Consider the following 18,594-nt stretch of genomic DNA (forward strand, 5'->3'; position numbering starts at 1 on the left):
ATTCAGACCGTATCGGGTGTGACTTACTGTTCGCTTGCAATGTGGTGTCACATATCTATTGCTTACTGTAGTAGGTGTGCTATTGATGTAGTAGACCTACTATATGGAGGGCGGATGGGAGCGGTGAGAGCGCTTGAAAGTGGCGTCGACCTCGGGCAGAACGGCTCCGCCATCGAGGTCGCCGGGCTGCGGATGGCGTACGGGAGCAAGGAGGTCCTGCGCGACGTGACCTTCACCGTCAGCCCCGGCGAGGTGATCGCTCTGCTCGGGCCGAACGGCGCGGGCAAGACGACGACGATCGAGGTCCTGGAGGGGTTCCGGAGGCCGTCCGCGGGTCACGTACGGGTGCTGGGCGTCGAGCCGGCGCGCGGCGACGAGCGCTGGCGGGCCCGGCTGGGCGTCGTGCTGCAGTCGTGGCGCGACCACGGCCGCTGGCGGGTGCACCAGCTGCTGCACCACCTCGGCCGCTACTACGAGCCGTACGCGCATCACGGGAGGCCGCCGTTCGACACCGACGAGCTGATCGAGGCCGTCGGGCTCACCGAGCACGCCGGCCACCGGATCAACCGGCTGTCCGGGGGGCAGCGGCGCCGGCTCGACGTCGCGATCGGCATCGTCGGGCGGCCCGAGGTGCTCTTCCTCGACGAGCCGACCGCCGGCTTCGACCCGCAGGCCAGGCGCGACTTCCACGATCTCGTCCATCGCCTGTCGGACCTCGACGACACCACCATCCTGCTCACCACGCACGACCTGGACGAGGCCGAGAAGCTCGCCGACCGCATCCTCATCCTGGCCGGCGGCCGGATCGTCGCCGACGGCAGCCCCGACAAGCTGGCCCGCGAGGTCTCCCGCGACGCCCAGGTGCGCTGGAGCCGCGACGGGGAGCACTTCGTGCACGCCACGCAGGACGCCACCGGCTTCGTCCGCGGCCTGTTCGAGCAGCACGGCACCGAGATCGGCGACCTGGAGGTGCGGCGGGCCACGCTCGAGGACACCTACATGGCCATCGTCAAGAAGGAGGAGGCGTGAACCCCACGCTGCACGCGGCCCGGCTCGGGCTGAGCCGCGGCTGGATCGAGTTCAGGCAACAGCTCACCAGCGTCCAGGACATGGGCTTCACCGTGGTGAGCACCGTCGGCCTCATCGTCGTGCTCTATTTCCAGCGCGACGCGAAGCTGCCCGGCACCGACGTCTCGCTCGCGGCGGCCACGCTGCCGGGAATGCTCGGGCTCCTGGTCCCGTTCAACGCGCTCATGGGGGCGGTCGGCTCGCTGGCCGTCGAGCGCGAGGACGGCACCCTGCTCAGGGCCAAGGCCATGCCCCAGGGCATGGTCGGCTACCTCGTGGGCCGGATCGTGATGCTCTCCGTGTCCACCGCCGGCTCCCTGGTGCTGATGCTCGTCGCCGGGCTGTTCTTCGTGCCCGGGCTGCTCGGGGTGGGGCCGGGCGGATGGCTCACCGTCGCCTGGATCGCGTTGCTGGGGCTGCTGTCCTCGTTGCCGCTCGGTGCCGTCATCGGCGCCCTGGCCACCAGCCCGCAGGCGGCGGCCGGGCTGTCCATGCTCACCGTCGGCGGGCTCACCGCGATCTCGGGCATCTTCTACCCGATCACGGCGCTGGCCGGCTGGCTCCAGGCCCTCGCCCACGTCTTCCCGCTCTACTGGCTGGGCCTCGGCATGCGCTCGGCGCTGCTGCCCGACGCGGCGGCCGCGGCGGAGATCGGCGGCTCGTGGCGGCCCGTGGAGACCACCCTCGTGCTGCTCGCGTGGGCCGTGGCCGGGCTGGTGCTGGCGCCGCCCATCCTGCGCCGGATGGCCAGGCGGGAGTCGGGCTCGGCGATGGAAGAGCGCCGTCAGCGGGCGATGCAGCGGGTGACCTGAGAAGATACGCGGTGATGAGCGAGACCGTCTACAACCGCATCGCGCTGCTGCGCGCAGAGCGGAACGTGACCCGCAGGCAGCTCTCCGACGCGCTGGGGGTGCACTACCAGACCATCGGCTATCTCGAACGCGGCGAATACAGCCCCAGCCTTTACCTGGCGCTGCGCATCGCCGAATACTTCGAGGTGCCCGTCGAGGTGGTCTTCTCCACCACTCCCTTCCCCCGCATCGGGGAGCGTTCGGCCTGACGGTTTATGTCGGTCGGGCCGCCTACAGTGGCAACATGCGACCGGTCACTGATTTGCAGCGGAAGGTGGCGCCCTTCGAGGTCGTCACCGAGATGACTCCCTCCGGCGACCAGCCGACGGCCATCGCCGAGCTGGAGCGCCGCGTCAAGGCCGGGGAGAAGGACAACGTCCTGCTGGGCGCCACCGGCACCGGCAAGACGGCCACGATCGCCTGGCTGATCGAGCGGCTGCAACGGCCCACGCTGGTCATGCAGCCCAACAAGACGCTCGCCGCGCAGTTCGCCAACGAGCTGCGGGAGATGTTGCCGAACAACGCGGTCGAATACTTCGTCTCCTATTACGACTACTACCAGCCTGAGGCCTACGTCCCGCAGAGCGACACGTACATCGAGAAGGACTCCTCGATCAACGACGAGGTCGAGCGGCTGCGCCACTCGGCCACCAACTCGCTGCTCACCCGCCGCGACACCATCGTGGTCGCCTCGGTGTCGTGCATCTACGGCCTGGGCACGCCGCAGGAATACGTGGACCGCATGGCCCGGCTGCGCGTCGGCATGGACGTCGACCGCGACCAGCTCCTGCGCCGCCTGGTCGACATGCAGTACACCCGCAACGACCTGGCCTTCACCCGGGGCACGTTCCGGGTGCGCGGCGACACGATCGAGATCATCCCGAAATACGAAGAGCTGGCCGTGCGCATCGAGATGTTCGGTGACGAGATCGAGAAGCTCTCGACCATGCACCCGCTGACCGGCGAGGTCATCACCGAGGACGAGGAGCTCTACATCTTCCCCGCCTCCCACTACGTGGCGGGCGAGCAGCGCATGGCCGCCGCCGTGACCGGCATCGAGGCGGAGCTGGCCGAGCGGCTGTCGGAGCTGGAGCGGCAGGGCAAGCTGCTGGAGGCGCAGCGGCTGCGGATGCGCACGACGTACGACATCGAGATGATGCGCCAGATCGGCACCTGCTCCGGCATCGAGAACTACTCGCGCCACATGGACGGCCGCGAGGCCGGCAGCGCGCCCAACACGCTGCTCGACTACTTCCCCGAGGACTTCCTGCTGGTCCTCGACGAGTCCCACCAGACGGTGCCGCAGATCGGCGCGATGTACGAAGGCGACGCCTCCCGCAAGCGCACGCTGGTCGAGCACGGGTTCCGGCTGCCGTCGGCCCTCGACAACCGGCCGCTGAAGTGGGAGGAGTTCCTCGAGCGGATCGGTCAGACCGTCTACCTGTCGGCCACGCCGGGCCCCTACGAGCTGGGGCGGGTCAAGGGCGACGTGGTCGAGCAGGTCATCCGCCCGACCGGCCTGGTCGACCCCGAGATCGTCGTCAAGCCCACCAAGGGCCAGATCGACGACCTGGTCCACGAGATCCGCGAGCGGGCCGAGCGCGACGAGCGCGTGCTGGTCACGACGCTGACCAAGAAGATGTCGGAAGACCTCACCGACTACCTGCTGGAGCTGGGCATCCGGGTCCGCTACCTGCACAGCGAGGTCGACACGCTGCGCCGCATCGAGCTGCTGCGCGAGCTGCGCACGGGCGAGTTCGACGTGCTGGTCGGCATCAACCTGCTGCGCGAGGGCCTCGACCTGCCCGAGGTGTCGCTGGTGGCCATCCTCGACGCCGACAAGGAGGGCTTCCTGCGCTCCGAGACGTCGCTGATCCAGACCATCGGCCGCGCCGCCCGTAACGTCTCCGGCCAGGTCCACATGTACGCCGACAAGGTCACCCCGTCGATGGAGCGGGCGATCGACGAGACCAACCGGCGCCGGGCCAAGCAGATCGCCTACAACGAGGCCAACGGCATCGACCCGCAGCCGCTGCGCAAGAAGATCGCCGACATCCTCGACTCCCTGCAGCGCGAGGACGCCGACACCGACAAGCTGCTCTGGGGCAGCGGGCGCCAGCAGTCGCGCGGCAAGGCCCCGGTGCCCGGCTTCCAGGTCCGCCAGGCCGGCCAGCACGCCAAGGCCATCGCCGGCGAGATGCCGCGCGCCCAGATGGAGTCGCTCATCGAGTCGCTGACCGAGCAGATGCACCAGTCGGCGGCGGACCTCCAGTTCGAGGTGGCCGCGCGGCTGCGTGACGAGATCAAGGAGCTCAAGCGCGAGCTGCGCGACATGCGCGAGGCGGGGGTCAAGTAGGGCATATGCCATCTGACCTGGGCGAATGGTTTACCTTCGGGTGGGCAACGTCCAGGGTATGAACAAGACGATCGTTGGGGCCCTGGTCGGCGCGACGGTGCTCGCGGGGGGTTGCGGCACCGTGCTCCGGGAGGTCGAGCGGCTGTCCGTCCAGTCGTCGCCGACCCTGGGCACGCCCACGGCCATCACGCCGACGGCCAGTCCCACCGGCTCGCCGTCCGGCAGCCCGGGTGCCGGAGACCTGAAGCAGGCCGCCCAGGCGGCCCTGGCCGCGGTGCCCGGTTCCACGCTCATCTCCATCGAGACCGAGCAGGACGGCCGGATCTGGGAAGTGCAGGTCGTCGGGAAAGACGGGACCGAGCACCAGATGGACGTGGAGTCGGGCAAGGTCGTCAGCGGCCCCACGACGGAGGAAGAGGACGCGGAGGACAAGGCCAAGCACCGGGAACGGGTGGCCGCGGCCAAGCTCGACTACGCGCAGGCGGCCGACAAGATCGCGGCCACGGTGCCGGAAGGGCGGGTCACCGAGCTGAACCTGGACATGGAGCAGGGCAAGACCGTGTGGGAGTCGGACGTGGTCACGCCCGACGGCACCAAGCACGAGGTGGTCCTCGACGCCGCCACGGGCACGGTCACCGGGAACAACGGCGCCACCTCGTGACGCCCGCGGGCCGGGGGCCCTCCAGCGGGGCCTCCGGCCCGCTGTTGCGCCGACATCGGCCCCACCTGACCACGGGATCAGTGAGCTCAGGGGATCAGGGGATCAGGGGAACAGGGTGAGGAGAGTCCGGGCGAACGCCTCGGGGTTGTCCAGCATGATGTTGTGCCCCGACTCCGGGATGCCCAGCACCTGGACACCCGCCGCGCGCAGCTCCTCGGCCCCGGCGGGCTCGTCGCCCTCCGGATACAGGTAGGCGCGCGGGATCGGCAGGCCGACCAGCAGCTCCCGCGTGGTGGGCGTGGTGCTCGCGGCCAGGCTGACCGCCGTACGGTGCAGGCCGCGCAGGTCCGCCAGGCGCATCGTGGACCACCAGTGCGGGCCCACCCGCTCGCGCACGTCCTTCCAGCCGCCCGCCACGAACTCCTCCTCGCCATAGGAGGCGATCCCGGTGCTGCCCGGCTGGGCGGGCGTCGGGGGGTAGGGGTCGAGGTTGGCGTCCACCAGGATCAGGTCGGCGACCAGCTCGGCGTGGCGGGCGGCCAGGACCGTGGCCACCGCACCGCCCATGCTGTGCGCGATCACCGCCGCGCCGGCCACCCCGGCCTTGCGCATGGCCTCGGCCAGGGCGTCGGCGTGGGCCTCCAGCGTGTACGAGAAGTCCTGCGGGCGATCGCTGATGCCGAACCCGAGCAGGTCGATCAGGAGCGAGCGGTGCCGCGGCAGCAGGGGATGGGCCGCGACCTCCGCGTAGTAGGGGGCCGAGGTGGCGCCGAGGCCGTGAACGTAGACGCGGGCCGGATCCGCGCCCGGCAGCTCCACCCAGCGCATGCGAGCGCCGCTGGGATGAACGATGGCATCGTGCATGGCGGGCCTCCTTGTATATCGGCACCAATATATATCGGCTCCGAGGTATACTGAAGTCATGTTGGAGCTGGCGATACTCGGGTTCCTCAGGGATCAGCCGTTACACGGATATGACCTGCGCCGGAGGGTGGCGGCCCTGATGGGGCACGTACGCCCGGTGGCCGACGGGACGCTCTACCCCGCGATCAAGCGCATGGCCACGTCCGGCTGGCTGACCCGGAAGGACGAGCCGGGCAAGGCCGCCGCACCACGGCGCATGCTCTACCTGACCGCGGAGGGGCGCGCGGAGCTGGAACGACGGCTGCGCGAGCCGGACGAGCTCGACATCAGCGACGAGAACCGGTGGTTCGCGCTGCTGGCCTTCCTGCGCCACCTGGACGAGCCCAAGGACCAGGCGGCGGTGCTGCGCCGGCGGCTGGCGTTCCTGGAGGAGCCGACGAGCTTCTTCTACGACGGGGACCGGCCGATGGGGGCCGCGGAGTTCGGCGACCCGTTCCGGCAGGGTCTGCTGACCATCGCCCACGCCACCAGCCAGGCCGAGCTGGCGTGGCTGCACGCGACCATCGAGTCCCTGGAGTCGGGCGCCCACCCGGGAAAGGCCGCCTGCTAGGCCAGCGCCTGCGCCCGGCATCCCGGCATCCCGACCCCCGACCTCCCGACCCCCGACCTCCCGACCTCCGACCCCCGGCGCCCCGCCCTCGGCGCCCGGCGTGCCGCGGCCGGGCGCCTCGCGTCCATGTGCGCTCGGGTTGCCAGGTGACGCGCCGGGGGCCTCGCGCTCTGGGGTCGGCGTTCGCGGGTGCCGGAGTACGAGGGTCCGGGGGGTGGGGGCGTGGGCTAGTCGGTTAGGCGGGCTTCGTGGCGGAGGAGGGTGGCGAGGGTGTCGGGGGCGGCGGTGGGGTGGCCCTTGGCGGCGAACCAGGTGGCGACGTTGCGGGCGTCGCGGTCGAGGAAGGACGGGCCGGCCGGGTGCGCGATCACGTCCACGATCTGCGGCAGGTCGATGATCACCAGCCTGCCGTCGTGGACCAGCAGGTTGTACGGCGACAGGTCCCCGTGGGCGAGACCCTCGCGGGCCAGCGTGACCATGGCCGCCACGAGCTGCTCCCACAGGGAGTCGAGCCCGTCCGACACCTGCGCCAGCCGCGGCGCCGCGTACCCGTCCGGGGTGCCGATGAACTCCTGCAGGATCTCCGTACCGACGATCTGCACCGGGTACGGCACGGGAACCCCCAGCTCCCACAACCGGCACAGCGCGGAGAACTCGGCCACCGCCCACTGCCCCGCGATGGCCTGCCGGCCGAAGGCGGTGCGGTTGGCCATGGCCCGGTTCATGCGGTTGTCGTGGGTCCGGCGGCCCTCCAGGTAGCCGGCGTCGCGGTGGAACAGGCGGTGCTCGGAGGAGCGGTAGCGCTTGGCGGCCAGCAGGCACACCCGGTCCGTGCCGGGTACGCCGCGGGAGATCAGGTGGACGTCGGCTTCCTTGCCGGTCTTGAGCACGCCGTGCTCGGTGTCCACGGCGGCCAGCTCGGTGACCAGCCAGTCAGGGTGGGGCCGCGGCCCCTTCTCCGTCGGCGTGCTCTGGTCCCAGGTGGACCAGCGATCGCCTTCAGGGGGGCCGTCGAAGGTGTCGGGGACGGCGGTGGTCTCGAGCCATTCGACGTCGTCGGCGTCGAGGGCGTGCTTGCCACGGCGGCGGTGTTGCGAGTGCTTCGGCACGGTGGGAGAGCTCCAGGTGTGAGACCCACCGGCGCGCCGAAATCAGGCCGGCGGGCTCCCGGTGGGAAGGCATGAGGACGCGGGGAACGGCACGCGAACAGTCGTCATCACGGTCTCACCCTCCCTTCGGCAGCGATCGGCTCGGTGCCCGAGTATGCCGATCACGCGGGCACCGGTGCAACCGGATTTACCGGCGGAAATTGCGGTGCGCCGCCTGGTGGCCGCCTTGTACGGTGCGCCCATGCGACGATGCGGCGAGTGCGCCCACTGGGAGCCCGCCGGCGCGCCGGACTGCGCCCGGTGCGCCGGGCTGGTGGACGAGATCGTGGAGGAGGGCTGGCGCCACTTCCTGACGCGCGAGTTCGGCACCCGCGAGCCGTCCGACGAGCGCCTGATCGCCGAGATGGTCGTCGACGAGCCGGACAAGCATCCGTGGCGCGTGGTCGACGCCGCCTACGACCGCCTGACCTGCCCGGAGTGCGGCGGCCGGCTCAGCAGGGGCCCGGCCGGCTGTGCCCCCTGCGACCTGGCCAACGGCTTCCGCTACAGCGCCATCGAGATCGACCGCCCGGCCGTGCCGCCGGGCAACGAGCACGCGTTGCGGGTCAACGTGTCGGTGGCTCGCCGCCCCTCGGGCATATCGGCCTCGGAGGTGCTTCTGCGGCGTCTGTTCCTGCCCGTTCTCGTCGAGGGCGGCCTTCCGACGACGGCGCAGGCGCAGGCCGTCAAGGCGATGGCGAACAACGGTGCCACGGAGGCGGAGCTCGCCGCGGTCATCTACCGGGATCGGGACACCGGCTGATGCCGGGAGGCCGCCGACGTCACCGGCCGGCCTGGCGTACGTGCGGGCACGGCCGGGCGGACCCGCCGGGCCGGAGCACCGGCGCCGCTACTTGCGGGTCTGGTTGAAGCGCAGCATGTTGCCGGAGGGGTCGCGGAAGGCGCAGTCGCGGACACCGTACGGCTGGTCGACCGGCTCCTGCAGCACCTCGCCCCCCGCCGCCTGGATGCGCCGGAAGGTGGCGTCGCAGTCGTCGGTCTCGAAGATGACGCCGCGCAGCAGGCCCTTGGCCAGTAGCTCCGCCATGGCCTCCTCGTCGGCGGGGGAGGCGTTCGGGTCGGCGAGGGGTGGTTCGAGGACGATGTTCACGTCCGGTTGCGACGGCGAGCCGACCGTCACCCAGCGCATCCCCTCGAACCCGACGTCGGCGCGCACTTCCATGCCGAGAACGTCCCGGTAGAAGGCGATCGCCTTGTCGTGGTCGTCGACGGCGATGAAGCACTGTTGCAGCTTGATGTCCATGGGTTTCACGCTATCGGCGGCGAGCCGGATTTTGCTGCTCCATTCCTGACGGGTCGTGTGTAGATCTTGGCGACGCAGGCCGGGATGGCGGCGCCGTCGTCATGGTTGCGGGCACGGTACGCGCTCGGGCTCTCGCCGACCAGCTCGGTGAACCGCGAGCTGAACGACCCCAGCGAGGTACAGCCGACCTCGAAGCAGACCTCCGTCACCGACAGGTCGCCCCGCCGCAGCAGCGCCTTGGCCCGCTCGATCCGGCGGGTCATCAGGTAGCTGTAGGGCGTCTCCCCGAAGGCGGCGCGGAAGCTGCGGGAGAAGTGGCCCGGCGACATGAGGGCCACGCTCGCCAGCGCCGGGACGTCGAGCGGCTGCGCGTAGTCGCGGTCCATCGTGTCGCGCGCCCGGCGCAACCGGACCAGGTCGTCCAGCGTCGTCACGTGACCACCGTCCCACAACGCCGGCCGCCATCGCCGTGGCCCTGTCGTCCGAGAGCGCGCCTTCCGGAAGCCCCCCGTCCGCGAGAACGGGGTGCCGAGGGCGCACGATTCGTCACAGCGGGCATCGACATCACGATCTATGGTCAGGGGAGGTCCCTGCGCTCCTCCATCGTACGGCGGTAGAGCTCGTCGATCTCGTCCAGCGGGTCAGGGGCGCGGCGGCGGGCCTCGATCTCCAGGTCCGTGCGGGAGTGGAGGTCGGCGATGCCCGTCGCGGTGTGCTGCACCTGGTCGCCGAGGAGGTCGGCGCGGATGCGCGCGCACATCGCCGTCAGCTTGGCCTGGTGCTCCCTGAGCCGGTCGAGGGTGGCGTGGTCGACGTAGGAGGACAGGCGGCGCTGCTGGGCGTACATGCCGAGCTGCCCGTCGTGCACGTCGGCCTGGGCCGTCAGGTCGGCCAGCAGCCGCGGCAGCTCGCCCAGCCCCCAGCCCTGGCGCTGGGCCTGCTCGACGGCCTGCCGGGTGAGGGACACCTCGCGGCGCAGGTCGAGCCGCAGGCGCTCGACCTCGGCGGCGTCTCCGGTGCCCATCGCGTTGACGTGCGTGGTGAGCCGCGTGGTGGCCTGTTTGGCCTTCACCGCGGCCTTCTTGCCCAGCTTGACCAGCACATAGATCCCCACGCCGCCCAAGAGCAGGAGGAAAGCCAGGATCACCAGCACGATGACCAGGAATTCGCCGATCTTCGCCACCCCCACTCGCCGTCGATGCCTTGAAGGATAGTCCGCCGGAGCGGTTCCGGCGCGCATGCCCAAGCAAGCCCTTGATCGGACCTGGGCGCTGTGTTTCAGTTCACATGTTCGCAGAACACCCCGGAAAGGGCGTACATGGTGCTTGACGGCAAGGTTGTGATCATCACGGGCGGCGCCAGGGGGATGGGAGCGGCCACCGCCCGGCGCTGCGCCGCGGCGGGGGCCCGGGTCGTGCTCACCGACGTGTTGGTGGAGGAGGGTACGGCCACCGCCAAGGAGCTGGACGCCCGCTTCATCGCGCACGACGTGACGAGCCAGGACGCGTGGGCGGCGGTGGTCGCCGAGACCGTGGAGGAGTACGGGCGGCTCGACGGCCTGGTGAACAACGCCGGCATCGCCACCATGCTGACGATCGAGCAGCAGCCGCTGGAGGAGTTCGAGCGCGTGCTCCAGGTGAACCTGGTCGGCACCTTCCTGGGCCTCAAGGCCGTGGTCGGGCCGATGCGCCGGTCGGGCGGCGGGGCCGTGGTGAACCTGTCGTCGGTCGCCGGGCTGTTCGCCCTGCCGGCGACCGGCGGCTACGGGGCCTCGAAGTGGGGCGTGCGCGGGCTGACGAAGATCGCGGCGCTGGAGTTCGGGCGGGACCGCATCCGGGTCAACTCCGTACATCCCGGAATGATCGTCACCCCGATGACGCAGTCGCTCGGAGCCGTGTCGGGCGAGGGCACCTTCTCCCTCGCCCCCGCCGGGCGCTGGGGCGAGCCGGAGGAGGTGGCGGCGGCGATCGTGTTCCTGCTGTCGGACGCCGCCTCGTACGTCACCGGCGCCGAGCTGGCCATCGACGGCGGCTGGACGGCGGGCGAGGGCTCGCTGCTGCCCCCGCCGCCGGCCCCCGAGGGGAGCGCGGGATAGATGCCGTACGCGGAGGTGGGCGCGGACGTCAGGCTCTTCTACACCGACGACCACAGTACGGGCGCGGGCGACGGGCCGCCGCTGCTGCTCGTGCACGGCTGGGGCACCGACTCGCACCAGTGGTCCTGGCACATCGACGCGCTCGCCGCCCGGCACCGGGTGATCGCCGTGGACCTGCGCGGCCACGGCTACTCCTCGGTCCCCGAGACCGGCAACACCCCGCGCATGATGGCCGAGGACCTGCACGCCCTGCTCGGCCACCTCGACCTCCCCCAGGTGGTCGCCGTCGGGCACTCCATGGGCGGCCAGGTGGTGTCCATCCTCGCCGTCGAGCACCCTGAACGGGTGCGCGCGCTGGTCACCCTCGACCCCGGCTACGGCATGACGGACCGGATCGCCGGCGGCTTCCCCCAGATGATCGCGGCCCTGCGCGGCCCGCACGCCCACGCCGCCGCCGAGCAGATCGACGAGTGGTGCACGAACGCCGCCACCCCCGCCGTCATCAGGCGCTGGCACAAGCGCAGGCTCCACGGCATGCCGCCGCACGTCCTGGTCCAGGCGTTCGAGGCCATGTTCACCGCCCCCGGCGCCATCGGGGTGCGCCCGGTCAGCGACGACTACCTGGCCCGCCGGCGGTGCCCGGTGCTGTCGATCTGGGCCGACCCGGGACGGGCCGCCTGGGAGGCGGGGCTGCTCAAGGACCCCGCGTCCAAGGTGGTGTGCTGGGAGGGGTCGAGCCACCGGCTGCACGAGGAGCGGCCGGCCGAGTTCGTGCAGGTCCTGGAGGGCTGGCTGGGCAGGTTGGACAGGTTGTGAAGGGCCCGGCGGCCGAACGGCCGCCGGGCGCCAACCGCGTGAGCGTGCCAGGGTTGGGGGCCACGTAGACGCTCACACGTCTTTTCGTTACCTCGTGTTCGCTTCCCGGGCCCAACCGTAGGGCCGGCGCGGGCGGCGGCGGATCAGCCCGGAGGCGGATGGCGGGTCAGCCTGGAGGGTGACCCCTGGCCGCCCTCCTGCGCGCCCGGAAGCGGCGTACCCGCCTGATCAGCCACCACGCCAGCACCGCGAGCAGCAGCAACGCGACGATCACCAGCACGGGCGCGAACAGCGCGATCAGGCTCATGCCGAGCGCTCCCGCGTCCTCGGCCGTGCTGACGACCGGCGCCCCGACCCCAGCCGTGCCCGCGTTGATCACCGGGCGGGCGGTGGCCTTGATCGCGTGCACGGCCAGCGCCACCACGATCCCCAGCAGCCAGCCGGCCCACGGGTGCTCGGTCATCCACGTCGAGTTCTCGAACTCGGCGGCGGCGTTCGTGGCCGAGAAGACCACCCCGCCCGAGGCCGGGCGCACCACGGTCTGGATGGCGTCGTTGACGCTGTCGACGGCGGGCACCTTGTCCAGGACCATCTCGGCGATCAGCAGCACCGCGAGCACGGCGAGCACGCCCCAGTTCGACAGCCAGGAGTAGCCGTCGGGCAGTCGCACGGTGTCGGTGAGGTTCGCGAGCACGCCCACGACCAGGAGCGGGATGTACGCGTTCAGCCCGGCGGCCGTGGACAGGCCCAGACCGGTCAATGCGGCGAGCATGCCCCTAGTCTGCCCGGGCCGCCTCGTCCATGAGGCCCGCCAGACCGGAAGAGGTGAACTCGGCCACCGCCCGCTCGTACTTCTCCATGCCCCACGACCAGAAGTCGAAGTCGATGGTGTCGTTCGCGCCGTCCTGGATGGAGGCCCAGAGGGTCCAGCCGTATTTGGACATGAGGCCGAGCAGGCGCGCCCGGGCGATCTTGTGGCGGAGCCGGCGGCCGTAGTAGGCGGTGACGAGCTCGTCCAGGTGGTGGAGCGGCAGGTCGGACTCGCTCCAGATGTTGCCGAGCTCGAAGCAGGCGTCGTTGTTGCCGGCGTACTCGTAGTCGATCAGCCACAGACGCTCGCCGTCGTCGAGGATGTTGCCGGGCAGCAGGTCGTTGTTGCAGGGGACCGTCCCCTCGTCCCGGACGGCCAGGCACTTGCGCAGGTCGGCGACGACGGGCAGGAAGTCCAGATAGCGCGGCGGCAGCCGGAAGCCCCGCTCGCGCACGATCTCCAGATAGCGCCGCTGCACCTCGAACATGTCGAAGTCGCTGACGAACCGGGGCCCGGCGTGCAGCCGGCGGCAGGCCCGCGCCACCCGCGGCAGGTTCGCCGGGTCGTGCAGGTCGGCCTCCGTGAACGTACGCCCCGGCAGGTATCCCACCACCAGCACCCCGAGCCCGGGCAGGTAGTCGTGCACCGGCGCCCCGACCCCGGCGCGCGCCGCCGCGATGGAGTTGGCGTGCTCGGCGTCCCGGTCGATGGCCAGCAGGGCGCCGTCGCTGGCCGACACGCGCACCACGTACGTGCCAGAAGGGGTGGTGACCTTGTAGTTGTGGTTGGTGAGCCCGCCGGGCAGCTCCTCCACGGAGCGCGGCAGGCCGGACAGCAGCGGGATGCGATCGAGGACCTCGGGCGCGGCCATGCTCGATGCTAGGCGCCACCGGCCTAAACGGTCTAGACCTTTTGCGGCGTGCCGGTTAGCCTCGCGGGCATGAGCGACTCGGCCCGGATCGTGATCATCGGCGGCGGGGTGGGCGGCGCGTCCGTCGCCTACCACCTCACCCAACTCGGCGAACGCGACGTCGTCCTGCTGGAGCGGGACGAGCTCACCAGCGGCTCCACCTTCCACTCCGCCGGGCTCGTCGGGCAGCTGCGCGCCGACCCCACGCTGACCAGGATGAACCAGTACTCGGTCGAGCTCTACCGCACCCTGGACGCCGGGTGGACGGAGTGCGGCGGCATCAAGCTGGCCGCCACGCCCGAGCGGATGGCGGAGATCCGCCGGCAGATCGGCTGGGCGCGCACGTTCGGGCTGCCGCTGGAGGAGATCTCGGTGGCCGAGGCGGTGGAGCTGTTCCCGCTCATGGACCCGGCGGGGGTGGTGGGGGCGGCGTACCTGCCGACGGACGGGCAGGTGGACCCCTCCCAGCTGTGCTACGCCCTGGCCGCGCGCGCCCGCGAGGGCGGGGCGAGGCTGCGCACCCGCACCCGGGTGCTCGGGATCAAGGTGGCGAACGGCCGGGTCACCGGGGTCAGCACCGACCAGGGCGACATCGACTGCGAGATCGTGGTCAACTGCGGCGGCATGTTCGCGGCCGAGATCGGCCGCATGGCCGGGGTACGCGTCCCGATCGTGCCCATGTCGCACCAGTACGTGGTGACCGACGCCTTCCACGACCACACCGGCCTGCCCACCCTGCGCGACCCCGACCTGCTCGTCTACTACCGGCAGGAGGTGCAGGGCCTGGTCATGGGCGGCTACGAGCGCACCTGCGCCCCCTGGACGGCCGGGCCGAACTCCTTCGACGCCGTCCCGCCCGACTTCAACGGCCGTCTGCTCGCCGAGGACTGGCCCAGATTTGAGGAAATTTCCGACAACTCCAGGGTGCGGGTGCCCGCGATGGCCGACGTCGGCATCCGCAAGCTGATCAACGGGCCGGAGGCGTTCACCCCGGACAACGAGTTCTGCCTGGGGGAGACGGAGGTGGGCGGGTTCTTCGTCGCCGCCGGGTTCTGCGCGCACGGCATCGCGGGCGCGGGCGGCATCGGCCGGATCATGGCCGAGTGGATCGTCGAGGGCGAGCCCAGCATGGACGTCTGGCACATGGACATCCGCCGGTTCGGCCGCCAGTACCGCTCGCCGTCGTACACGATCAAGCGGGCCGTCGAGAACTACGAGACCTACTACGACATCCGCTACCCCGGCCACGAGCGGTCGGCGGGCCGGCCGCTGCGGGTCTCGCCCGCCTACACCTGGCACGCCGCCCACGGAGCCGTATTCGGGGAGAAGTCCGGGTGGGAGCGGGTCAACCACTACGCCGCCAACGAGGGGGACGGCCAGGACGAGCGGCCGCGGGGCTGGGCCGGGCGGGCCTGGTCGCCCGCGATCGGGGTCGAGCACCGGGCCACGCGCACGACGGCGGGGCTGTTCGACGAGAGCTCGTTCGCCAAGATCGAGGTCACCGGTCCGGACGCCGCCGCGCTGCTGGAGTGGGTGTGCGACAACCGGGTCGCCCGGCAGGTCGGCGCCGTCACCTACACGCAGGCGCTCAACCGGCGCGGCGGCATCGAGTGCGACTTCACCGTCACCCGGCGCGGCGAGGAGGAGTTCCTCGTCGTCACGGGCACCGCGTTCGGCTCCCACGACCTCGGCTGGCTGCGCAAGCAGGCCGCGCTCACCGGTTCGAAGGCCAGGATCGCCGACGTGACCGGCCAGTACGCCTGCTTCGCCCTGTGGGGACCGCGCGCCCGCGACGTCCTGGCCGAATTGACGCCCGACCCGCTGGACTTCCCGTTCATGTCGTCACGGGAGCTCACCGTGGGGGACGTGCCGGTGCTGGCGCTGCGGGTGACGTTCGTGGGGGAGCACGGGTGGGAGCTCTACTGCTCCAGCGAGTACGGCCTCGGGCTCTGGCAGGCACTGTGGCGGGCCGGCCGGCCGCACGGGCTGGTGGCGGGCGGCTACCGGGCCATCGACAGCCTCAGGCTGGAGAAGGGCTACCGGGTGTGGGGCGCGGACCTCGGGCCCGAGACGACGCCGTACGAGGCGGGGCTGGGCTTCTGCGTCAAGCCCGACAAGGAGTTCCTGGGCAGGGACGCCCTGGATCCCGCGCCCGAACGGCGGCTGCGGTGCGTGACGCTGCACGACCCGGCGGCGGTCGCGCTCGGCAACGAGCCCGTGCGGCTCGACGGGCGGACGGTGGCCCGGGTCACCTCGGGCGGCTACGGCTACACCGCCCGGCGCTCCATCGCCTACGCCTACCTGCCGGTCGAGCCGGGCGCCGACGTGGAGATCGAGATCGAGGGCGTGTGGGTGCCGGGGACCGTGGTCAAGGAGCCGCTGGTCCCGTGACGCCGCTGCGTACCGAGATCCGGACCCGGTCGGGGCGGAACAGGTCGAGGGCGTACTCCACCGGCGTGCCGTCGCCGGCGAAGGCGGTGCGCTCGATCCGCATGAGCGGCGTGCCGGGCTCGATGCCCAGCTCGGCGGCCTCGGCCGGCCGGGCGGTCACCGGGTCGAGGTGCTCGACCGCCGTGCGCGGCTCCAGGTCGTAGCGGGCGGCCAGCAGGGCGTAGAGCGAGCCGGTCAGGTCCTGGCCGAGCAGGCCGGGCAGGTCGGGGAAGTAGGAGCGTTCGAGCGCCACGGGGGAGCGGCCCGCCGAGCGCACCCGGGCCACCTCGTGCACCGGCGAGCCCGGCTCGACGCGCAGCGCCCTGGCCGCGGCCGCGGGCGCGGGCACGGTCGCGGCCCGCAAGATCCGCGCCTCGGCCCGCAGGTGGGAGCGGCGCATCTGCTCGGTGAACCCGGCCAGCCCGGTCAGGTCGCACTCGATGCGCGGCTCGGCCACGAACGCGCCGCCCGACCTGCCGGGCACCCGCAGCAGCACGCCGTCGCGCTCCAGCGTGGACAGCGCCTGCCTGAGCGTCATCCTGCTCACGCCGAGCCGCCCGGCCAGCTCCCGCTCGCCGGGCAGCCGGTCGCCCGGCGCCAGCTCGCCGCCGGCGATCGACTCCAGCAGCCACCGCTCGATCTGCACGTGCGCGGGGACGCCGGTGCCACGCTCCAGCTCAGGCGGGTTCCCGACCACACGCGCAGGCTACCGGCCCGGTGAGCCACTCCGACAGGCGCCGCGGCAGGTCACTCCGACAGGCGCCGGAGCCGCTCCACCGCCTCGCCGAACTCGCCGATCAGGTCGTAGACCACGTCCTTGGCCGGCCTGACCTGGTCGAGCTGGCCCACGACCTGCCCCACGAAGTAGTTGGCCAGCTCCACGGCGCCCGGCTCGCCCTTCTCCGCCGCCGCCACGATGCGGGCCATCGCCCCCTCGGCCACCAGCATCTGCAGCGGCATGCCCAGCGGTCCCGGGCTCTCCTGGCCGGAGTCCCATTCCTCGGTCCAGGCCGACTTGAGCTGCCGGGCCGGCTTGCCCGTACGGGACCGCGACCGGACCGTGTCCAGCGACGAGGCCGCCAGCATCTTGCGCTTGACCGCGGGCGAGGTCTCGGCCTCCTCGGTCGTGAGCCAGACCGAGCCGCACCACACGCCCTCCGCGCCGAGCGCCATGGCCGCCGCCATCTGCCGCCCGGACGCGATCCCGCCCGCCGCCAGCACCGGGACCGGGGCGACCGCGTCCACGACCTGCGGCACCAGCACCATCGTGGAGATCTCGCCGGTGTGCCCGCCCGCCTCGGTGCCCTGCGCCACGATGAGGTCCGCGCCCGCCGCCACCTGCCTGCGGGCGTGCTCGACCGTGCCGACCAGCGCGGCCACCGGCACGCCCGCCTCCCTGGCCCGGGTCACCATCTCCGGCGGGGGCGGCCCCAGGGCGCTGGCGATCAGCCCCATCCGGTGCTTGAGCGCCACGTCGATCAGCCCCGTCGCCCCGCTCGCCGTCACGCGCCGGCCGAGCTCGTCCGCCGCCGCCGTCAGCGGCTGCCCGGGGGCGCTCACGCCGTACTTGGCCAGCAGGTGCGTGACGAAGTCCCGGTGCCGGTCCGGGACGGAGTCCATGAGGTGCGCGCGCCGGTCGAGCGCGGAGGCGTCGATCTTCCCCGGTACGAGCACGTCCACGCCGTACGGCCGGCCGCCCACCCGCGCGTCCAGCCAGGTCAGTTCCGTGTCGAGCTGGTCGGGTGAGTACGCCACCGCGCCCAGCACCCCGAACCCGCCCGCGTTCGTGACTGCGGCCACCACGTCGCGGCAGTGGCTGAAGGCGAACAGCGGGAACTCGATCCCCAAACGCTCACATATGGCGGTCCGCATGACCCGACGCTAACGGTCAGAACCTTGTTCGGTCCATCCCTGTCCGGCAAGCCGTCTCAGGTGGCCGCGTCCGCCGCGCCGGGCGGGGGCCGTCTCAGGTGGCCGCGTCCATCGCGACGGGCGCGTGCCAGCCCAGCTCGGGCGTGTAGCCGCGGACCCGCCTGGCCGGCACCCCGGCGACCACGCTGTGGTCGGGGAACGTGCCGCGCACCACCGCCCCGCCCGCCACGACGCACTGCCGGCCCAGCGTGGTGCCCGGCAGGATGATGGCGCCCGCGCCCAGCCACGAGCCGGAGCCGATGGCGACCGGGCTGTTGCGCGGCCACTGCCTGCCGATCGGGATGTCCGGGTCGTCGTAGACGTGGTTCTGGTCCGTGATGTACACGTACGGGCCGGTGAAGACGTCGTCGCCGATGTCGATCGACTGGTGGGCCACGATGTGCGAGCCCCTGCCGATCGAGCAGCTCCCGCCGATGCGCAGGATGGAGGAGGGGCCGAGGTCCGGGCCCGGCATCATGCCGCACGAGAGCGACACCCGCTCGCCGATGAGCGTGTGTTCGCCGATCTCGATCCACTGCTCGCCGAAGATCGCGCCAGGAGGGAAGGCGATGCTGACCCCGTCGCCGAGCCGGCGGAACCGGTAACCGGCGGGAGCGGCCGGAGTGATCGCACCGGCGTGCCGGATCGCCGTGTAGGCACGGTGAATCAATGTGCCCAAAGCCCGACGTACTAGTGACATAAGCACCAAAGTTACCGCTAGGTCATGCCGTTCGGGCATGTGAGGGGCGTTGTTTGATATCCTGAGAGCCCGTGGACACTTCGACCACACCTCGAGCCA

The 18,594-nt window shown here is 71.6% G+C and carries 20 protein-coding genes; 10 read left to right on the forward strand and 10 right to left on the reverse strand.

The genetic code is table 11. The features are described 5' to 3' along the window. The first annotated feature begins 114 nt into the window (after positions 1-114). From ACBJ59_RS07165 to ACBJ59_RS07185, 5 genes are read left to right on the forward strand one after another with little or no spacing between them, the layout of a single operon-like run. Positions 115-1,029, forward strand: coding sequence for an ABC transporter ATP-binding protein (locus ACBJ59_RS07165; protein ID WP_375109345.1), 915 nt, complete (start codon positions 115-117; stop codon positions 1,027-1,029). Beyond that, a complete protein-coding gene (locus ACBJ59_RS07170; protein WP_375109346.1) occupies positions 1,026-1,880 on the forward strand; it encodes an ABC transporter permease in 855 nt (284 codons plus the stop codon). The genes ACBJ59_RS07165 and ACBJ59_RS07170 overlap by 4 nt, the downstream gene beginning before the upstream one ends. Before the next feature lie 14 nt (positions 1,881-1,894). Then, the gene (locus tag ACBJ59_RS07175; RefSeq protein WP_375109347.1) at positions 1,895-2,128 is read left to right on the forward strand and encodes a helix-turn-helix transcriptional regulator; all 234 of its coding nucleotides are present in this window, start codon (positions 1,895-1,897) and stop codon (positions 2,126-2,128) included. Between the two features lie 35 nt (positions 2,129-2,163). Further along, the gene (uvrB, locus tag ACBJ59_RS07180; RefSeq protein WP_364118601.1) at positions 2,164-4,275 is read left to right on the forward strand and encodes an excinuclease ABC subunit UvrB; all 2,112 of its coding nucleotides are present in this window, start codon (positions 2,164-2,166) and stop codon (positions 4,273-4,275) included. Between the two features lie 58 nt (positions 4,276-4,333). Further along, positions 4,334-4,936, forward strand: a complete 603-nt coding sequence (locus ACBJ59_RS07185) for a PepSY domain-containing protein (RefSeq protein ID WP_375109348.1) — start codon at positions 4,334-4,336, stop codon at positions 4,934-4,936. Positions 4,937-5,038: 102 nt separating this feature from the next. Here ACBJ59_RS07185 and ACBJ59_RS07190 read toward each other — a convergent pair whose 3' ends face one another. Further along, positions 5,039-5,800, reverse strand: coding sequence for an alpha/beta fold hydrolase (locus tag ACBJ59_RS07190; protein ID WP_375109349.1), 762 nt, complete (start codon positions 5,798-5,800; stop codon positions 5,039-5,041). Between the two features lie 58 nt (positions 5,801-5,858). On the opposite strand from ACBJ59_RS07190, the gene ACBJ59_RS07195 reads away from it, so the two are divergent. Beyond that, entirely contained in the window at positions 5,859-6,410 is a 552-nt protein-coding gene (locus ACBJ59_RS07195) for a PadR family transcriptional regulator (protein ID WP_375109350.1), read from the forward strand. Between the two features lie 227 nt (positions 6,411-6,637). On the opposite strand, the gene ACBJ59_RS07200 is transcribed toward ACBJ59_RS07195, so the two are convergent. Next, a complete protein-coding gene (locus tag ACBJ59_RS07200) occupies positions 6,638-7,519 on the reverse strand; it encodes a serine protein kinase RIO (RefSeq protein WP_375109351.1) in 882 nt (293 codons plus the stop codon). A 241-nt stretch (positions 7,520-7,760) separates the two neighbouring features. Between ACBJ59_RS07200 and ACBJ59_RS07205 the strand changes: the two genes are divergently transcribed. After that, positions 7,761-8,321, forward strand: a complete 561-nt coding sequence (locus tag ACBJ59_RS07205; RefSeq protein ID WP_375109352.1) for a hypothetical protein — start codon at positions 7,761-7,763, stop codon at positions 8,319-8,321. An 87-nt stretch (positions 8,322-8,408) separates the two neighbouring features. On the opposite strand, the gene ACBJ59_RS07210 is transcribed toward ACBJ59_RS07205, so the two are convergent. From ACBJ59_RS07210 to ACBJ59_RS07220, 3 genes are all read right to left on the reverse strand, one after another. After that, positions 8,409-8,822, reverse strand: a complete 414-nt coding sequence (locus ACBJ59_RS07210) for a VOC family protein (protein WP_375109353.1) — start codon at positions 8,820-8,822, stop codon at positions 8,409-8,411. 5 nt (positions 8,823-8,827) lie between these two features. Continuing rightward, a complete protein-coding gene (locus ACBJ59_RS07215; protein WP_375109531.1) occupies positions 8,828-9,208 on the reverse strand; it encodes a helix-turn-helix transcriptional regulator in 381 nt (126 codons plus the stop codon). A 191-nt stretch (positions 9,209-9,399) separates the two neighbouring features. Next, positions 9,400-10,005, reverse strand: coding sequence for a hypothetical protein (locus ACBJ59_RS07220; RefSeq protein WP_375109354.1), 606 nt, complete (start codon positions 10,003-10,005; stop codon positions 9,400-9,402). Positions 10,006-10,140: 135 nt separating this feature from the next. Between ACBJ59_RS07220 and ACBJ59_RS07225 the strand changes: the two genes are divergently transcribed. Continuing rightward, a complete protein-coding gene (locus ACBJ59_RS07225; protein WP_375109355.1) occupies positions 10,141-10,917 on the forward strand; it encodes a glucose 1-dehydrogenase in 777 nt (258 codons plus the stop codon). Further along, entirely contained in the window at positions 10,918-11,733 is an 816-nt protein-coding gene (locus ACBJ59_RS07230) for an alpha/beta fold hydrolase (RefSeq protein ID WP_375109356.1), read from the forward strand. Positions 11,734-11,899: 166 nt separating this feature from the next. Here the strand turns inward: ACBJ59_RS07230 and ACBJ59_RS07235 are convergent, their stop codons facing one another. Both ACBJ59_RS07235 and ACBJ59_RS07240 read right to left on the reverse strand, forming a co-directional pair. Continuing rightward, on the reverse strand, positions 11,900-12,505 hold the full coding sequence (locus ACBJ59_RS07235; RefSeq protein WP_375109357.1) for a DUF4126 domain-containing protein: 606 nt from the start codon (positions 12,503-12,505) through the stop codon (positions 11,900-11,902). A gap of 4 nt (positions 12,506-12,509) precedes the next feature. After that, positions 12,510-13,415, reverse strand: a complete 906-nt coding sequence (locus ACBJ59_RS07240) for a phosphotransferase (protein ID WP_375109358.1) — start codon at positions 13,413-13,415, stop codon at positions 12,510-12,512. A gap of 69 nt (positions 13,416-13,484) precedes the next feature. Here ACBJ59_RS07240 and ACBJ59_RS07245 point away from each other — a divergent pair, with 69 nt between their 5' ends. After that, positions 13,485-15,845, forward strand: coding sequence for an FAD-dependent oxidoreductase (locus ACBJ59_RS07245; protein WP_375109359.1), 2,361 nt, complete (start codon positions 13,485-13,487; stop codon positions 15,843-15,845). On the opposite strand, the gene ACBJ59_RS07250 is transcribed toward ACBJ59_RS07245, so the two are convergent. The 3 genes from ACBJ59_RS07250 to ACBJ59_RS07260 form a co-directional block, all read right to left on the reverse strand. After that, positions 15,823-16,581, reverse strand: a complete 759-nt coding sequence (locus ACBJ59_RS07250) for a GntR family transcriptional regulator (protein ID WP_375109360.1) — start codon at positions 16,579-16,581, stop codon at positions 15,823-15,825. The two genes, ACBJ59_RS07245 and ACBJ59_RS07250, sit on opposite strands and share 23 nt — an antisense overlap. A 50-nt stretch (positions 16,582-16,631) precedes the next feature. Next, positions 16,632-17,756, reverse strand: coding sequence for an NAD(P)H-dependent flavin oxidoreductase (locus ACBJ59_RS07255; RefSeq protein ID WP_375109361.1), 1,125 nt, complete (start codon positions 17,754-17,756; stop codon positions 16,632-16,634). A gap of 94 nt (positions 17,757-17,850) precedes the next feature. Further along, positions 17,851-18,474, reverse strand: coding sequence for an acyltransferase (locus ACBJ59_RS07260; protein WP_375109362.1), 624 nt, complete (start codon positions 18,472-18,474; stop codon positions 17,851-17,853). Positions 18,475-18,594: the final 120 nt, after the last annotated feature.

It is taken from the genome of Nonomuraea sp. MTCD27 (assembly GCF_041950495.1).
Classification (GTDB): Bacteria; Actinomycetota; Actinomycetes; order Streptosporangiales; family Streptosporangiaceae; genus Nonomuraea.

What these genes read in the sequence shown, in the direction of transcription:
- ACBJ59_RS07165 (WP_375109345.1), top strand. Translation starts at nt 115, where the DNA reads ATGGGAGCGGTGAGAGCGCTTGAAAGTGGCGTCGACCTCGGGCAGAAC.
- ACBJ59_RS07175 (WP_375109347.1), top strand. Translation starts at nt 1,895, where the DNA reads ATGAGCGAGACCGTCTACAACCGCATCGCGCTGCTGCGCGCAGAGCGG.
- uvrB (WP_364118601.1), top strand. Translation starts at nt 2,164, where the DNA reads ATGCGACCGGTCACTGATTTGCAGCGGAAGGTGGCGCCCTTCGAGGTC.
- ACBJ59_RS07185 (WP_375109348.1), top strand. Translation starts at nt 4,334, where the DNA reads ATGAACAAGACGATCGTTGGGGCCCTGGTCGGCGCGACGGTGCTCGCG.
- ACBJ59_RS07190 (WP_375109349.1), bottom strand. Translation starts at nt 5,800, where the DNA reads ATGCACGATGCCATCGTTCATCCCAGCGGCGCTCGCATGCGCTGGGTG.
- ACBJ59_RS07195 (WP_375109350.1), top strand. Translation starts at nt 5,859, where the DNA reads ATGTTGGAGCTGGCGATACTCGGGTTCCTCAGGGATCAGCCGTTACAC.
- ACBJ59_RS07205 (WP_375109352.1), top strand. Translation starts at nt 7,761, where the DNA reads ATGCGACGATGCGGCGAGTGCGCCCACTGGGAGCCCGCCGGCGCGCCG.
- ACBJ59_RS07210 (WP_375109353.1), bottom strand. Translation starts at nt 8,822, where the DNA reads ATGGACATCAAGCTGCAACAGTGCTTCATCGCCGTCGACGACCACGAC.
- ACBJ59_RS07215 (WP_375109531.1), bottom strand. Translation starts at nt 9,208, where the DNA reads ATGGACCGCGACTACGCGCAGCCGCTCGACGTCCCGGCGCTGGCGAGC.
- ACBJ59_RS07225 (WP_375109355.1), top strand. Translation starts at nt 10,141, where the DNA reads ATGGTGCTTGACGGCAAGGTTGTGATCATCACGGGCGGCGCCAGGGGG.
- ACBJ59_RS07230 (WP_375109356.1), top strand. Translation starts at nt 10,918, where the DNA reads ATGCCGTACGCGGAGGTGGGCGCGGACGTCAGGCTCTTCTACACCGAC.
- ACBJ59_RS07235 (WP_375109357.1), bottom strand. Translation starts at nt 12,505, where the DNA reads ATGCTCGCCGCATTGACCGGTCTGGGCCTGTCCACGGCCGCCGGGCTG.
- ACBJ59_RS07240 (WP_375109358.1), bottom strand. Translation starts at nt 13,415, where the DNA reads ATGGCCGCGCCCGAGGTCCTCGATCGCATCCCGCTGCTGTCCGGCCTG.
- ACBJ59_RS07245 (WP_375109359.1), top strand. Translation starts at nt 13,485, where the DNA reads ATGAGCGACTCGGCCCGGATCGTGATCATCGGCGGCGGGGTGGGCGGC.
- ACBJ59_RS07255 (WP_375109361.1), bottom strand. Translation starts at nt 17,756, where the DNA reads ATGCGGACCGCCATATGTGAGCGTTTGGGGATCGAGTTCCCGCTGTTC.